This is a genomic window from Alcanivorax sp. 97CO-5 (assembly GCF_000524665.1).
In the GTDB taxonomy this organism is placed as follows: Bacteria; Pseudomonadota; Gammaproteobacteria; order Pseudomonadales; family Alcanivoracaceae; genus Alcanivorax; species Alcanivorax borkumensis.
Genome location: NZ_KI965888.1, coordinates 159,805 through 175,671 on the forward strand (window position 1 = coordinate 159,805; position 15,867 = coordinate 175,671).

15 protein-coding genes are annotated in these 15,867 nt (G+C 55.6%); 11 read left to right on the top strand and 4 right to left on the bottom strand.

The genetic code is table 11. From position 1 onward, the window contains the following. Positions 1-78: 78 nt before the first annotated feature. Together uvrD and Y017_RS06760 are read left to right on the top strand one after the other, a co-directional pair. The gene (gene uvrD / locus Y017_RS06755; RefSeq protein WP_011589961.1) at positions 79-2,241 is read left to right on the top strand and encodes a DNA helicase II; all 2,163 of its coding nucleotides are present in this window, start codon (positions 79-81) and stop codon (positions 2,239-2,241) included. A 139-nt stretch (positions 2,242-2,380) separates the two neighbouring features. Beyond that, positions 2,381-3,529 carry a TRAP transporter substrate-binding protein gene (locus tag Y017_RS06760; protein ID WP_035459827.1) on the top strand — a complete coding sequence of 383 codons (1,149 nt, stop codon included), beginning with the start codon at positions 2,381-2,383 and terminating at the stop codon, positions 3,527-3,529. A 64-nt stretch (positions 3,530-3,593) separates the two neighbouring features. Here Y017_RS06760 and Y017_RS06765 read toward each other — a convergent pair whose 3' ends face one another. From Y017_RS06765 to Y017_RS06775, 3 genes are read right to left on the bottom strand one after another with little or no spacing between them, the layout of a single operon-like run. Further along, positions 3,594-3,989: an acyl-CoA thioesterase gene (locus tag Y017_RS06765; protein ID WP_035459829.1), complete on the bottom strand. Its 396-nt coding sequence runs from the start codon at positions 3,987-3,989 to the stop codon at positions 3,594-3,596. 4 nt (positions 3,990-3,993) lie between these two features. Beyond that, complete coding sequence (locus tag Y017_RS06770) at positions 3,994-5,364, bottom strand: TRAP transporter large permease subunit (RefSeq protein WP_197017550.1); 1,371 nt, start codon at positions 5,362-5,364, stop codon at positions 3,994-3,996. Further along, on the bottom strand, positions 5,364-5,924 hold the full coding sequence (locus Y017_RS06775; RefSeq protein ID WP_035459831.1) for a TRAP transporter small permease subunit: 561 nt from the start codon (positions 5,922-5,924) through the stop codon (positions 5,364-5,366). The genes Y017_RS06770 and Y017_RS06775 overlap by 1 nt, the downstream gene beginning before the upstream one ends. A gap of 252 nt (positions 5,925-6,176) precedes the next feature. Here Y017_RS06775 and Y017_RS06780 point away from each other — a divergent pair, with 252 nt between their 5' ends. From Y017_RS06780 to arsH, 9 genes are all read left to right on the top strand, one after another. After that, positions 6,177-7,223 (top strand): substrate-binding domain-containing protein, encoded by a 1,047-nt coding sequence (locus tag Y017_RS06780; RefSeq protein ID WP_011589956.1) that lies wholly within the window; start codon positions 6,177-6,179, stop codon positions 7,221-7,223. A gap of 140 nt (positions 7,224-7,363) precedes the next feature. After that, positions 7,364-8,752 (top strand): phosphate ABC transporter permease subunit PstC, encoded by a 1,389-nt coding sequence (pstC, locus tag Y017_RS06785; protein WP_011589955.1) that lies wholly within the window; start codon positions 7,364-7,366, stop codon positions 8,750-8,752. 15 nt (positions 8,753-8,767) lie between these two features. After that, positions 8,768-10,036, top strand: a complete 1,269-nt coding sequence (gene pstA, locus Y017_RS06790) for a phosphate ABC transporter permease PstA (RefSeq protein ID WP_011589954.1) — start codon at positions 8,768-8,770, stop codon at positions 10,034-10,036. A gap of 25 nt (positions 10,037-10,061) precedes the next feature. Next, on the top strand, positions 10,062-10,955 hold the full coding sequence (gene pstB / locus Y017_RS06795) for a phosphate ABC transporter ATP-binding protein PstB (protein WP_011589953.1): 894 nt from the start codon (positions 10,062-10,064) through the stop codon (positions 10,953-10,955). Positions 10,956-10,979: 24 nt separating this feature from the next. Beyond that, the gene (gene phoU, locus Y017_RS06800; RefSeq protein WP_035459833.1) at positions 10,980-11,693 is read left to right on the top strand and encodes a phosphate signaling complex protein PhoU; all 714 of its coding nucleotides are present in this window, start codon (positions 10,980-10,982) and stop codon (positions 11,691-11,693) included. A 207-nt stretch (positions 11,694-11,900) separates the two neighbouring features. Then, positions 11,901-12,218, top strand: a complete 318-nt coding sequence (locus Y017_RS06805) for a metalloregulator ArsR/SmtB family transcription factor (RefSeq protein ID WP_011589951.1) — start codon at positions 11,901-11,903, stop codon at positions 12,216-12,218. 16 nt (positions 12,219-12,234) lie between these two features. Next, on the top strand, positions 12,235-12,729 hold the full coding sequence (locus Y017_RS06810; RefSeq protein ID WP_011589950.1) for an arsenate reductase ArsC: 495 nt from the start codon (positions 12,235-12,237) through the stop codon (positions 12,727-12,729). Then, positions 12,729-13,748 carry an ACR3 family arsenite efflux transporter gene (gene arsB, locus Y017_RS06815; RefSeq protein WP_035459837.1) on the top strand — a complete coding sequence of 340 codons (1,020 nt, stop codon included), beginning with the start codon at positions 12,729-12,731 and terminating at the stop codon, positions 13,746-13,748. The genes Y017_RS06810 and arsB overlap by 1 nt, the downstream gene beginning before the upstream one ends. A 127-nt stretch (positions 13,749-13,875) precedes the next feature. Then, entirely contained in the window at positions 13,876-14,586 is a 711-nt protein-coding gene (gene arsH, locus Y017_RS06820; protein ID WP_035459839.1) for an arsenical resistance protein ArsH, read from the top strand. 89 nt (positions 14,587-14,675) lie between these two features. Here the strand turns inward: arsH and Y017_RS06825 are convergent, their stop codons facing one another. After that, positions 14,676-15,860 carry a hypothetical protein gene (locus Y017_RS06825; protein WP_035459841.1) on the bottom strand — a complete coding sequence of 395 codons (1,185 nt, stop codon included), beginning with the start codon at positions 15,858-15,860 and terminating at the stop codon, positions 14,676-14,678. Positions 15,861-15,867 lie beyond the last annotated feature (7 nt).

Below are 15,867 nucleotides of genomic sequence, written 5' to 3' on the forward strand. Positions count from 1 at the left end.
GGGAAGTATCGGGACAGGGGGAAATTGCCCTCTCCGGCGGGCATCACCGGCAAGGACATTCTGCTAAACTTTCGCGCCATGGATGACGTGACTTCCCTTATTGATGGTTTGAACCCGGCCCAGCGCGATGCGGTGGCTGCCGATGATCAACACTTGCTGGTGCTGGCGGGGGCCGGTTCCGGCAAAACCCGCGTGTTGGTACACCGTATCGCCTGGCAGATTGCCACCGAACAGGCTTCGCCGTTCGGTATTTTGGCGGTGACCTTTACTAACAAAGCCGCTGCGGAAATGCGCGGGCGTATTGAGCAGCTGCTGGACATGTCTGCCGATGGCATGTGGGTGGGCACTTTTCATGGTATTGCCCATCGCCTGCTGCGCGCCCACTGGCAGGAGGCCGGTCTCCCCCAAGGCTTCCAGATCATTGATGCGGATGACCAAATCCGGCTGATCAAGCGAGTCAGCAAGGAATTGGGCCTGGATGAACAACGCTGGCCAGCCCGTCAGGCCACCTGGTTTATTAATAGTCAGAAAGACGAAGGACTCCGCGCTCGGCATATGGATACCGGCGGCGACCTGTTCGCGTTGACCATGCAGAAGATCTACTTCGCCTATGAAGAGGCCTGCGAGCGGGGCGGGTTGGTAGATTTCAACGAAATGCTGCTACGGGTACTGGAGCTGTTCCGCGACAACGACAACCTGCGCGGCCACTACCAGCGTCGCTTCCGGCACATTTTGGTAGACGAGTTCCAAGATACCAACAGCATCCAGTACGCCTGGTTGCGGTTGCTGGCGGACGAAAATAATGCGGTCACCATTGTCGGTGACGATGATCAGTCCATTTATGGCTGGCGTGGCGCCAAGATCGAGAACATCCACAAATTCAGCCGCGACTTCCCGGATACCCGTACCATTCGCTTGGAGCAGAATTACCGTTCCACCGGCACTATTCTGAAAGCGGCCAACGCGGTGATCGGCCATAACAGTGACCGCCTAGGCAAGGAACTGTGGACCGAGGGCGGCGATGGCGATTTGATCCGCCTCTATTCCGGTTTCAATGAAGTGGATGAAGCGCGCTTTATTGCCGGGCGCATGGATAAGCTATTTCAGGAAGGCACCGCGCGGCGGGAAATGGCGGTGCTGTACCGCTCCAACGCCCAGTCGCGGGTGCTGGAAGAGGCTTTTCTGCAGGCGGGGATTCCCTACCGTATCTATGGCGGGCAACGCTTCTTCGAGCGGGTGGAAATCAAAAATGCACTGGCCTATCTGCGCCTACTCAGCCACCGCCATGCGGATGCCGCCTTCGAGCGAGTGGTGAACACACCCACCCGCGGCATTGGCAACAAGACCCTAGAAACCCTGCGTGAGGTGGCGCGGCAGCGTAACGTGTCCCTGTGGGACGCTGCCCAGGCAGTCGTTAGTGAGCAGTTGCTTACCGCTCGAGCCATTAATGCGTTGGCGGTGTTCCTGAATCTAATCGCCCAGCTGGAGCAGCAGTGCGATGGGTTGTCGTTGGCGGAAACTACCGAGCATGTGATTGAAGCCAGTGGGTTGCTGGAATTTCATGGCAAGGAAAAGGGCGAGAAGGGCCAGCAGCGGCTGGAAAACCTGCGCGAACTGCTTTCCGCCACACGGGAATTCGGTGATGAGGATGAGGACTCCGAGCTCGATAGCCTCACCGCATTTCTGGATCACGCGGCGCTGGAATCCGGGGAGGGCCAGGCTGACGCCCACGAGGACGCGGTGCAGATGATGACCCTGCACTCGGCCAAGGGGCTGGAATTTCCGGTGGTCTTTATTACCGGCATGGAAGAAGGCTTGTTCCCCCACAAGATGTCCAGCGAAGAGCCGGGCCGGTTGGCGGAAGAGCGCCGCCTTTGCTACGTGGGCCTGACACGGGCCATGCGCGAGCTGTATCTGACCCACGCGGAAAGCCGCCGGTTGTACGGTAACGAAAATTACAATCCACCCAGCCGTTTTCTGCGAGAGATTCCCGCCGAAACGCTGGAGGAAGTTCGCGCCCGTGCAGGGTTCAGCCGGCCCATGGGCGGTGCGGCTAAACCCATTCGTGAAACCGAGTCTAACGGCATCAGCCTGGGTGCTCGGGTGTTACACCCGAAATTCGGGGAAGGTACGATTTTGCAATTTGAAGGGCAGGGGCCTAATGCGCGCCTACAAATCAATTTCGATGGCGCGGGCACCAAATGGCTGGTTAGCCAATACGCTCGGCTGGAAGTGATATAGGGCTGGCGGCTCGCTTGATTCTCGCCCCCCTGATGCCTGACGCTGAAACGAAAGACGGTCTGGCATTGGCATGTAGTGTCAGGCTGCAAAAATAAACCGAAAGCGGCAGAACTGCCGCTCACTATCGGAGGATGTCCCATTGGATCGCCGTAAATTTGTTTCTGCCCTAGGTTTGGGGCTGGGAGGCTTGGCGCTGGCCGGCTGTGAACAGAAAGATTGCCCGCCGACAGACAAGGCGGTGGTGACACCGCCGGAACCTGAGGAGAAAAAACTCAGGCCACAGACCTATGAATGGAAAATGGTTACCACTTGGCCAAAGAACTATCCGGGGTTGGGTGCGGGCGCCAACCGCTTTGCCAAACGGGTGGAAGAAATGTCGGCCGGGCGAATTAAGATCAAGGTTTATGGCGCCAAAGAATTGGTGCCGGCCTTTGAGGTGTTTGACGCTGTACGCCAGGGCAGTGCGGAAATGGGCCATGGGGCTGCCTATTATTGGAAAGGAAAGCATCCTGCCACGCCGTTTTTCACCGCTGTGCCCTTTGGGCTCACAGCCCAGGAAATGAATGGCTGGCTGCACCATGGCGGGGGGCAGGAACTGTGGGATGACTTGTATGCCCAGTTCAATCTTAAGCCTTTTGCCTGTGGTAACACCGGTACGCAAATGGCGGGCTGGTTCAATAAAGAAATCAACAGCATTGAAGACCTGAAAGGGTTGAAGATGCGTATGCCAGGCCTGGCTGGGGAAGTGTTGGGCAAGGTGGGTGCTACCCCGGTACAGCTGCCGGGTGCCGAGGTGTTTACCTCGCTGCAAACCGGGGCCATTGATGCGGCGGACTGGGTTGGGCCCTACAACGACCTGACCTTTGGCCTGCACCGGGTAGCTGAGTACTACTACTATCCGGGCTGGCAAGAGCCCGGCCCAACGCTAGAGCTGACCATTAACAAAAAGGTGTGGGAAGGCCTTCCCGCAGACCTGCAGGCGATCATTCGCTACGCGGCCCAGTCCGAAAACCAGGACATGCTGGATGAATACACCGCCCGCAATAATGCCGCCTTGGATGAGCTGGTTAACAAGCATGGGGTGAAGTTGCGTCGCCTGCCGGACGATGTGCTTAAGGCCCTGAAGGATGCCAGCGATGATGTGATCGAAACCCTCGTGGCGGACAACAAGGACGCACGTAAGGTATACGACTCCTATCGCGGTTTCCGGGATCAGTCGTTGCAATCTATGACGGTGGCGGAGCAGTCGTACATGAATGTGCGCAGCGAGCTACAAGTTAAAGGTTAAAAGCGCGGCAGGGGCCTGGCCCGTGGGACGGCCCGCGTTACGGCGTGTCACTAGCGGTTGGCGGTTAATCCCGTGGCACTGCCCGGGTGCGGCCCGTGTCGTCAATCGCTACGAAAGTGAAATGCCCTTCGGTAACTTTCGACAAGGTGCCGGAATCTTCGCGAATCCATACTTCTACCAGGATCTGCATGGAGCTGCGGCCGATGTCTTGTAGCTGGGTATAGCAGCTGACAACAGCGCCCACGGGAACCGGGCGCAAGAACGCCATGGAATCAATGGCTACGGTGGCCACGCGGCCACGGGCTTTTTTGCGGGCAGTGACGGCACCGGCCAGGTCCATCTGCGAAACTAGCCATCCGCCGAAAATATCCCCATTCCAGTTGGCGCTTTGCGGCATGGCAATGGTTTGGATGGCAAGGGTGCCAATCGGCTGGGGCACGTCGTCAGTGTGGTCTGTCATCTTATTATCCGTAGAGCGTATGAGGCAGCCAGGTGGCGAGTTCAGGGAACAGCGCCAGAATGCCCAGCATGATTAATTGTATAAAGATAAAGGGTATCACGCCTTGATAAATGTGCGTGGTTTTAACCTCTGCCGGCGCCACCCCGCGTAGATAAAACAGCGCGAACCCGAAGGGTGGGGTCAGAAACGAAGTTTGCAAGTTCAATGCAATCATTACGCCAAGCCAGATGGGGTCCAGCCCCATGCCCAGCAGAACCGGGGCGACAATGGGCACCACCACAAAGGTGATCTCGATAAAGTCGAGAATGAAGCCGAGTAGGAAAATCAGCAGCATCACCATGAGGGTGGCACCAATCACTCCACCGGGCATGGCGGCGAACAGATTGTGCACCGCTTCCTCGCCGCCAAAGCCCCGGAACACCAGTGAAAATAGGCTGGCGCCGATCAGGATCATGAACACCATGGCGGTGACTCGGCTGGTGGCTCGAACCACTTCGCCAAGGATGGTTCTGTTCAGGTGTCGATTGGCCGCCCCCAGCAGCAGGGCACCAAAGGCGCCGACGCCGGCGGCTTCCGTGGGGGTGGCCTTGCCGGTGAGAATGGAGCCCAGCACCGCCGCAATTAATAATAGGGGGGGGAGCAAGCCACCAAGCAGGGAGCGCCAGCCGCGGGCTTTGCCGTCGGCGGGCGCAAAGGCGGGAGCCCATTGGGGTTTTAATAGGCTGATCGCCACCACATAGAGCAGGTACAGAACTACTAGAATCAGTCCGGGAATCAAGGCGCCGACAAATAAATCGCCCACCGATACGGTATCCAGCGACCACAGACCCTGCTTGAGCTGGGCGTCCTGATAGGCATTAGCCAGCACATCGCCCAGTAATACCAGGGCTATCGAGGGGGGAATAATCTGCCCGAGGGTGCCGGTGGCGCAGATCAGCCCGGTGGATAATTGTGGTTGATAGCCCTGACGAAGCATGGTGGGCAACGAGAGCAGGCCCATAGTGACCACGGTGGCGCCGACAATGCCGGTGCTGGCGGCGAGCAGGGCGCCCACCAAAATAATCGCTAGCCCCATGCCGCCAGGGAGTGGCCCGAATAGTTGACCCATGCTGGATAGCAGTTTCTCCGCCACCCGAGATTTCTCTAGCATCACGCCCATGAATACGAACAGGGGTACCGCCATTAGTGTGCTGTTTTCGATGATTCCGAATAGTCGGTTGGGCACAAAACTCAGGTCAGAAGGAGAAAAGGTACCGGTAAGAATGCCGCCAGCTGCAAACAGCAGCGCGGTGCCGCCTAGGGCAAAGGCCACTGGGTAGCCGGTAAGCAATACCACGCATACGGCCACAAACATGGACAAGGGAAGCCATTCCATCACAGTCCCTCCTCCGGGTGTTTCTCATGTTCGGTGGTGCGTGGGGGAAGGGGGGCGCCAAGTAACGTTAGCCCATGGCGTAGCAGTTCAGCCAATGCCTGCACACTCAGCAATGCGGGCAGCACTAGCAACAGGCTTTTGAGCAGATAGACATAGGGCAGGCCGCCGTTGGCGGAGCCCTCCTGCTCGCGCCAGCTACTGGCCACATAATCCAGAGATAACCAGAAAATTGCCACGCAGATGGGCAGTAGCAAAAACAGGGTGCCTAGCAGATTCACCCAGGCCTGCCCGCGCGGGCTAAAACGCTGGTAGAGCACATCCACCCGGACATGTTCGTCTTCGGCCAAGGTGTAGGCGATGGCTAACATAAAGAGGCTGCCGTGCAGATAGGTCAGGGATTCTTGCAGGGCAATGTTGCCGATGTTGAACCCATAGCGCAGAACGACGACTAGCACCATGCCCAGTACTAGCAGCAGCGCCAGCCAAGCGCTGCCGCGGCCGATGGTGGTGGTAAAAGCGGCCAGCCATTGCTGGCCGTTCTGTAGGTTCTGTTTTGTCATTATTGTCAGGGGATAGCGAGAAAACAGGCATTATACGGAAAACGCCACAGGCAGCACGCATTCCGGGTGTGGGCTGGGCTAGGGTGTCTGTAGCCTGAATCTGATCTCAGTGTAATGTCGTTGTCACAAACCCTCTCTAGCATGCGCTGTGCTGAAACATGAACTGGCTTGCAACACGCGCAAGACAAACCGGGGTGGATACTTCCTACAAGCGCCGGTGCCAAAACTAGGAGGCTTATTGTGAACGTTAAAATGAAAGCAACACTGGCAGGTGCCGCTGCTGCTCTGGCCATGGCCAGCGCTCCGGGTACCGCGATGGCTCGTGACACCATTTCCATCGTGGGTTCATCCACGGTATACCCGTTCGCCACCGTAGTGGCCGAGCGTTTTGGGCGTACCGGTAACGCCACCCCGAAAATTGAATCCACCGGTTCCGGCGGCGGCATGAAGCTGTTTTGCCAGGGCGTCGGAACTCAGCACCCGGACATTACCAATGCTTCTCGCCGGATGAAGAAATCCGAGTTTGAGCTGTGCCAGAGCAACGGTGTGAAAGACATTACCGAGGTGAAGGTAGGTTATGACGGCATCGTGATTGCCAACTCGGTGAAAGGTAAGCACATCGATCTGTCCCTGCGCGAAGTTTTCCTGGCCCTGGCCAAGGATGTGCCGAACCCGAAAGGCGGTGAAGAGCTGGTTGCTAACCCTTACAAAACCTGGAAAGAGATTAACCCAGCCCTGCCGAACGTGAAGATCGAAGTGCTAGGCCCGCCGCCGACTTCCGGTACTCGTGATGCATTCAACGAACTGGCCATTGAAGGTGGCTGTAAAACCTTCCCATGGCTAAAAGCCATTAAGGGTGAAGATAAGTCCAAGTACAAAGCGATTTGCCGCAGTGTGCGTGAGGACGGTGTCTATGTTGAAGCCGGTGAAAACGACAACCTGATCGTGCAGAAGTTGGAAAAAAATCCGAATGCCTTCGGTGTGTTCGGTTACTCCTTCCTGGATCAGAACCGCGGTGTGGTGCAAGCTGCAAATGTTGGCGGTGTTGAGCCCACTTTCGAAGCGATCGGTTCTGGCGAATACCCGGTATCCCGCTCTTTGTACTTCTACGTGAAGAAAGCGCATGTAGGTGTGGTGCCGGGTATCGAGGGTTACGTGAAAGAGTTCACCAGCGAGAAAGCGTGGGGTGATCAGGGGTACCTGAGCGAGAAAGGCTTGATCCCGCTGGCTGATGATCTGCGCAAGTCCATGGCTAAACAGGCGCGTAGCCTGAAGCCCATGACCGGCAACGAGCTGTAAGCAAGGGAATAATAAAGAAGCACGGATGCTTTTGGCCCGGTGGTGTTTGCCGCCGGGCTTTTTCGCCCCTGAAAAGGTGTGTTTGTTCCACCAAGATTGCCGCGGTGATCTTGGTTGAGCAAATCCGATCGGAGTGATACATGCAAACCGGAAACCTGCTGTTGCTGCTGGTAGTGATGGTGGCCGGCGCTTACTACTTGGGGCTTCGCCGCTCCTTTGCGCTGGCCCGCCCGCTGGGCGGCATTCGCCACCTGCACTCATTGCCGTTTTACTTCGCCATGCGTTCGGCTATGTGGTGCGCGATTCCCGCCTTAATCGTGCTGGGGCTGTGGTTAGCATTTGATGACAACATCATCCGCCAGCAAGTGCTGGGCAGCTTGCCGGTGGAGCTGCAACCGACGGATGCCTCCAGCTATAACCTGACGCTTAGCAAAATTCAGAATGTGGCCAGTGGTGCGCTACCGACTAATTTCGTGGAGCCGCCGATTGCCGCAGCGGCGGAGCATCTGCAGTCATTGCGCCAGACCAGCGCCATGGCGCTGACCGTGGTGATTATTGTGCTGTGTATGTTGGGCGGCACCTGGGCCTGGCTGAAAGTATCGCCGCAATTGCGCGCCCGTCAGCAGGTGGAGCGCGTACTGCAGACGCTGTTCATGCTGTGTGCCACGGTAGCGATCCTTACCACCGTGGGCATCGTTATGTCGGTGCTGTTCGAATCGATCCGGTTCTTCGGCAAGGTGCCGGTGACCGATTTCTTATTCGGCTTGCAGTGGAGTCCACAGACTGCCCTGCGGGCTGACCAGGTTGCCTCTGGCGGCGCTTTTGGTGCGGTGCCCTTGTTCATGGGCACTATGTTGATCTCTGCGATTGCCTTATTGGTGGCGGTTCCGGTGGGGTTGATGTCCGCTATTTATCTATCGGAGTACGCCAGCAAGCGAGTGCGCACGGTGGCCAAGCCGGCCCTGGAAGTGTTGGCCGGGGTGCCCACGGTGGTTTACGGTTTTTTTGCTGCGTTGACAGTGGCTCCGTTTATTCGCGGCATGGGTGAAGCCGTGGGGTTAGATGTGGCGTCGGAGTCGGCCCTGGCCGCAGGCTTGGTGATGGGCGTGATGATTATTCCGTTTGTCTCATCGCTTGCCGATGACGTGATTACTGCGGTGCCCCAGTCCATGCGCGATGGCTCCTTGGGATTAGGTGCAACCAAAAGCGAAACCATCAAGAAAGTGATTTTCCCGGCGGCATTACCGGGGATTATGGGGGGCATTTTGCTAGCCGCGTCCCGAGCCATTGGTGAAACCATGATTGTGGTCATGGCCGCCGGCTTGGCCGCCAACCTTACTGCCAACCCACTGGAAGCGGTCACTACCATTACTGTGCAGATCGTTACGTTGCTGACCGGTGACCAGGAATTCGACAGTGCCAAAACCCTGGCGGCGTTTGCCCTAGGCCTGATGTTGTTCATCACAACCCTGGTTATGAATATCTTCGCGCTGCACATCGTGAAGAAATACCGCGAGCAGTACGACTAGCGTCGGGAGAAAGTTATGAGCAAAACCACAGAAAAAGTGCGTAAGACGCTGGCCCGACGCTACCGGGCAGAGAAACGTTTCAAAGCCTATGGTATGGCCTCCATCGGCATTGGTTTGATGGCCTTGCTGTTGTTGTTCACTGACATCATCGGCAAGGGCCACAGTGCCTTCGTTGAATATGAAATTCAGTTGCCGATTACCTTCGATGCGGAGGTGTTGGATGTCAGTGACCCCCGCGATGCGGAGCAGCTTAACTACGGTAATTACCAAGGGGTCATTCGTGACGCTCTGGCAGAGCGGTTCCCTGGCGTGGAGTCACGCTTGGACGTTCGCTCGCTTAACCAGCTGGTGAGCACCGGGGCTGGTTATGCTCTGCGCGATATGCTTCGCGAAGAGCCGGCCCTGTTGGGAGAGACACGAACTCTATGGCTATTGGCCGACGATGATGTGGATTTGTTTCTCAAGGCGAACGAAGAGCAACGCGAAGACAGCCGTCTTAATGACAAGCAGCAGGCATGGGTGGCGGAGCTGGAAGCGTCCGGCGAAACTCGTATGGTCTTCAATCGGTCGCTTTTCAGTTACGGTGACTCCCGTGAACCGGAGCAAGCCGGTATTTTGGGTGCCATTCTTGGTTCCTTGTTCACGATGATTGTGACGTTGCTGCTGAGCTTTCCCATTGGTGTCGCGGCAGCTGTCTACCTGGAAGAGTTTGCGCCAAAGAACCGCTTCACTGATTTCATTGAAGTGAATATCAACAACCTGGCCGCCGTGCCGTCGATCATCTTCGGCCTGTTGGGCTTGGCAGTGATAATAGGCTTGTTTGGCTTGCCCCGGTCAGTGCCGTTGGTAGGGGGTATAGTATTAACGCTGATGACCCTGCCTACGGTGATCATTTCCAGCCGTGCGGCGATCAAGGCGGTGCCGCCCAGTATTCGTCAGGCCGCCATGGGGCTAGGCGCGTCGAAGATGCAGGTGGTGTTGCACCATGTACTGCCGCTAGCGCTCCCCGGCATGCTCACCGGCGCCATCATTGGCATGGCCCAGGCACTGGGTGAAACAGCACCGCTGCTGATGATTGGCATGGTGGCCTTTATCGTAGATTTGCCCGCTGACCCGTTGGATGCCGCAACAGTATTGCCGGTGCAAATTTATCTTTGGGCAGACAGCCCGGAACAATCTTTCGAAGCCCTGGCGTCCGCCGCCATCATGGTGCTACTGGCTTTCCTGATTACCATGAACACCTTGGCGGTGATTCTGCGTAAGCGCCTTGAGCGGCGCTGGTAACAGACGGATAAAGAGGAATCGAGCAATGGAAACCGCACAGCAATTGGACAAACCGGCTCTGGACACCAATGATGCGGCCAGAGATAAGGCCATTAACGAGCAGGTAACGATGACACAAGACACCCCCTATCCAGACCAGACCGTGGGCAACCCCTTCGTGGATGACCCCAAAATGCGCCTGCGCGATGTGGAGGTATTCTACGATGATAATCAGGCGATTCACGGTGTTAGCCTAGACATCGGAAAGAATGAGGTGGTGTCACTGATCGGCCCTTCCGGCTGCGGTAAATCTACCTTTTTGCGTTGCCTGAATCGCATGAACGACACCATCGATATTTGTAAGGTGAAAGGCAGCCTGCATCTGGAAAGTCAGGATCTTTATGACCCTAAACTGGATGTGGTGGAATTGCGCGCTCGGGTGGGCATGGTGTTCCAAAAGCCTAACCCGTTCCCTAAGTCTATCTATGACAACGTGGCCTATGGCCCGCGCATACACGGCCTGGCTAATAAGAAATATGACCTGGATGAAATCGTAGAAACCAGCCTGCGCAAAGCGGGTTTGTGGGAGGAAGTGAAGGATCGTTTGCACGCACCGGGCACGGGTTTGTCTGGTGGTCAGCAGCAGCGTCTGTGTATTGCCCGCACCATTGCGGTGAGCCCGGAAGTGGTGCTGATGGATGAGCCCTGTTCAGCGCTGGACCCAATTGCCACCGCCAAAATCGAAGAATTGATCAGCGAGCTGAGCGAGTCTTACACCATCGCTATCGTGACTCACTCCATGCAGCAGGCCGCGCGGGTATCTAGCCGTACCGCCTATTTCCATTTAGGGCGTCTGGTGGAAATGAATGATACCGAGACCGTGTTCACCAAACCCGAGCATGATCTGACGGAAGCTTATATCACTGGCCGCTTCGGTTAACGTGCGGGTAAGGAGAACAAGATAATGGACCGTATGCATTTTGGCGAGCATAGCTCGACCCAGTTTAACGCCGCGTTGGAATCTATCCGTAACCACCTGATGGAAATGGGCGGTTTGGTGGAAAAACAGGTGGTGGATGCATTGCAGGCATTGCTGCAGGCTGACTCTGCGCTAGCTGAAAAAGTCATAGAAACCGAAAAGAAGGTCGATAAGCTGGAAATCCTCATCGACGAGGAATGCACCAAGGTGCTGGCTTTGCGTCAGCCGGCGGCTTCGGATCTGCGTTTAATCATTGCTGTGTCTAAAGCGGTATCTGATCTAGAGCGCATTGGTGATGAGTCGGCCAAAATTGCCCGCATGGGGTTGCAGCTGGCTGAAGAGGGCGAGTCACCTTGCGGTTACGTGGAAGTACGGCATATCGGTAACCATGTGCGCAATATGTTGCGTGATGCCCTGGATGCCTTTGCCCGCTTTGACGCCCATAAAGCCCTGACCGTGGCGGCGGAAGATAATGAAGTAGACATGGAATACGCCAGTGCCATGCGTTCTTTAGCGACCTTCATGATGGAAGATCCTCGCTCTATCACTCGAGTACTCAACATCATTTGGTCTCTGCGTGCCCTGGAACGCATTGGTGACCATGCCCGTAATATCGGTGAGCAGGTTATCTATTTGGTGAAAGGTAAGGATGTGCGGCACATCAGCATTGATGAAATTGAAGAGAAGTTGAAAAGCTAACAAAGTTGCCGCCCGCAGCATGAAAAACCCGGCTACGTGCCGGGTTTTTTTTGGACTGATTCCGCGCGCTATCTCTCCGCTTGTGCCTATTCCGGCGGCAATTTTTTGGTTATCGGATGGCCACAAACGGGCAGTGTTGCAGCTTGACCCTTAATGCTTGCCTCTATAATATCCGTATTTCCGAATATATGAATATACTATGCGCACATGCTCACACCTACTCAGCTCTGTAAATGCCTTGGCGATGATATCCGCCTCAGCCTGATCTGCTTGTTGCACGGTCAAGCAGAGGTCTGCGTGTGTGATTTGGTCGATGCCATGCAGGCGCCACAATCTACCGTGTCCCGGCATCTTGCCCAGTTGCGCCAGTGCGAACTGGTGGTCGCCCGGCGACAGGGCACCTGGATGCATTACCAGCTGAACCCGGCCTTGCCGGAGTGGGCTGCAGCGGCCATTAATGCATTGGTAGTGCCTGCCCGAGATGCGTTGAATATCACTCTTCCCAGTGCCGCGTGCTGCGGCTGAAAGACGAGAAAAGGTTATGAATACACCACTGAATGTCTTGTTTTTGTGCACCGGTAATTCCTGTCGCTCCATCATTGGTGAAGCGCTGGCTGATCATCTGGGGAAGGGTAAGTTGCACGGATTGAGTGCCGGCAGCATGCCTACCGGTAAGGTCAATGAAAACGCTTTGGCTGTGCTCGCCCGCCACGGTGTGCCGGTGAACACTCCCAGCTCCAAGTCCATGGATGATCTGGAAGGGGAAAAGATTGATCTGGTGATCACGGTTTGTGATGCCGCCGCGGGTGAGTCCTGCCCGGTGTGGTTGGGTGATACCCAGAAAGTGCATTGGGGCCTGGAAGACCCGGCCCATGCAACGGGAACTGACGACGAGATTCGTGGGGCTTTTGAGGTTACCTATAACGAACTGCATGCTCGCGTAGAAGCTCTGGCAGCGCTGGATTTTGAATCGATGAACCCATTGGGGTTGATCGCAACAGCGCAAAAAATTCACCGCGAAATGGATAATCAGTAATGCCGTTTTTTGAACGATATCTCAGTGTCTGGGTGGCATTGGCCATTGCTGTTGGCGTGGGCTTGGGCGTAGCCGTTCCCGGTGTCTTTGAAGCGGTTGCCGGTTTCGAGTATGCCCATGTGAATTTGGCCGTAGCAGTATTCATCTGGGTAATGGTTTACCCGATGATGATTCAGATTGATTTCACCGCGATTAAAAAAGTCGGCAGCAACCCACGCGGGCTACTGCTGACTTTGGTGGTTAACTGGCTGATAAAGCCGTTCACCATGGCGGCTTTAGGCTGGTTATTTTTCAAGGTTTTTTTCGCCGGTTGGGTGGATCCGCAAACGGCGACAGAGTACATCGCCGGTATGATCCTGTTGGGTGTGGCGCCCTGCACGGCCATGGTGTTTGTGTGGAGCCAGCTTACTAAGGGCGATGCGAATTACACCCTGGTACAAGTGTCGGTGAACGATATCATTATGGTATTTGCCTTTGCGCCGATTGCCGGTTTGTTACTGGGGGTGAGTGATATTGCCGTGCCTTGGGATACCTTGGTGCTGTCAGTGGTGCTCTATGTGGTTATGCCATTACTGGCGGGAATGGCAACACGTCATTGGCTGGGGAGCGAGAAGAGGGTTGCCGCCTTTGTTCATCGGCTCAAGCCCGTCAGCGTGATGGGCCTGTTGGCCACAGTGGTGCTGCTATTTGGTTTCCAGGCGGAAACTATTCTTGCCAAGCCCATGGCCATCGTGCTCATTGCTATTCCGCTATTGATCCAGACCTACGGTATTTTTGCTATTGCCTACTGGGCGGCAAAACGGCTGAGGTTGAAGCATAACGTGGCAGGCCCGGCCTGCTTGATCGGTACCAGTAACTTCTTCGAGTTGGCTGTGGCGGTGGCTATCAGTGTGTTCGGTCTGCATTCTGGTGCGGCCTTGGCGACCGTGGTCGGGGTGCTGGTGGAGGTGCCTGTGATGTTGTCACTGGTAGCGATTATCAACCGTACCTCGCACTGGTTTGAAGAAGCCAGCCAATAGCATTAATAGCGAATAAAAACCGTTAATGATCAAGCGTCTGTCTGCTCCCACTGAGACTTTTTCAGTGAGGGTAAACGATGCTTGTCGCGAAGCTAGCCTCAATTATTACGAAAGAAGTTACCGTGCCATGAACGATCTACCCAATCTCGATAACGACTGCTTTCAGCGTCCCACTACTGACAGCGTATTCCGGGCCCAGCCGTCTACTCATAAGCCGCGCATCCTGTTGCTATATGGATCACTCCGTCAGCGTTCCTTTAGTCGCCTAGTGGTTCAGGAAGCCGCTCGATTGCTGGAGGCCATGGGTGCAGAAGCAAAAATTTTCCATGCTGATGGTTTGCCTCTGCCCGACAGTGAAGATGCTAGCCACCCTAAGGTGCAGGAACTGCGCGATATGGTGACTTGGTGCGAAGGTATGGTGTGGTGCTCTCCGGAACGGCACGGTGCCATGACGGGCATTATGAAAGCACAGATCGATTGGATTCCTTTATCGCTTGGGGCGGTACGTCCGACCCAGGGGAAGACCCTGGCGGTGATGCAAGTCAGTGGTGGCTCCCAGTCGTTCAATGCGGTAAACCAGCTACGTGTGCTGGGTCGCTGGATGCGCATGGTCACTATTCCAAACCAGTCTTCGGTGCCGAAAGCATTTCTGGAATTTGATGATAATGATCGTATGAAACCCTCCGGTTTCTACGATCGTATTGTGGATGTCATAGAAGAGTTGGTGAAATTCACCTATTTGACCCGTGACCGTAGTGACTATCTCACCGACCGTTATTCCGAGCGTAAGGAATCGGCTGAGGAACTGATGGCGAGAGTCAATCAGCGCAGTATGTAGAGCTGCATGCCGCGTATAACCCTGCGGCGAAAGTGTATCGTAAGCTGGCCTGTTTCTGCACAAAAGGGTAATCGCTTACGTGACGCTATTTACAGTAAAGGTAAGCAGGCGCTATAGCGGTCATTGTCTGGTGCATGCCTGAAGCATAGCTGTTGGTCTTGGCGGGTGAGCGTGTCATCTTTGCCAGGGGTCCAAGGGTTACTCACGGGGCTGTCTTTCTTCGTATTTTCAAGCTGATTCAGCAATGCTAGGCGGGCGTCTAGATGCACCAGGCGAAACAGGTATCGTTTGAAGTCTGGGGTGGCGGTTTCCAGTAACACATTACCAATGGGGTTGCGTATGGCTTGCCCTGTTGTAGCGCGGGCCGGCTGAATGTTATCTGCTTGAATAACATCAGCGGGCTGCCCCGCCAGTTTTGCATAGTGCTGATATAACGGGAGCATGCGGTTTACGCTGATATGCTTTTTCAGGCCCGCCTTGAATTGTAGCTTTTCAGTCCACGTCGCCTGCTGGTTACCTTCCCGGTATTGTTCTTCCAAAAAGAAATGCGCCATCAGGGTGAATTCTTTTTTCATTGGTGAATGGAAACTTTTTTCTGCTGAAGTCAGGGGGGTCAGCACCGGTGCCGGCATAGCCTTCTGCTGCACGAGAAGTGCCACTAACTGCAGTTTTTCCGCAAGGATGGCATTGGCAACCATTTTGCTGATCAGACTGTGGTCTTGGGCCAGCCATTGGCGCAGCTGCTGAATCTCGGTGAGCAGCGCGGGGCCGGGAGCGGCGCTGTTGGCCCAAGCCAGTGATTGCAGCCGTGAAGCGCAAACCAACAGGTTGTACTCGGGAAAGGTGGCGTTCAGGCGAGGCGGCGTGTTGTCAGAAAAATAAGAGAATTCCAGAAAGGTTTGGTAGCGATCTATGAGAAATTGATAGCGGCTGATCAAGGCTTTGGCTTGTGCATTTTTTTCCTGCTGCTCTAGTAGGCAGGCAGCCGTCATAGGATGGCAGAGCAGAGGTGTGTTGTTCAGCTTCGGGTAGGCATTGGGAAGCACCAGCTCCGGATGTACTTTTTGTCGCTGCGCCAGCTCATGCCCCTGTTGCGCAGGTGATTGTGTAGCGGGCACACCAAACCCGAGCAGGTAGGCATAAGCCGGGTTGTCATCATTGGGGGTTGTGTCCAGCCATTGTCGGGCTGTGTCATCAAGAGGGGCATCCCGTAGCCACCAAACGGTGAACGCCACCAGCGCCAACACACCAATCCCTAGGATGCTTTTTTTCATGGCGCGA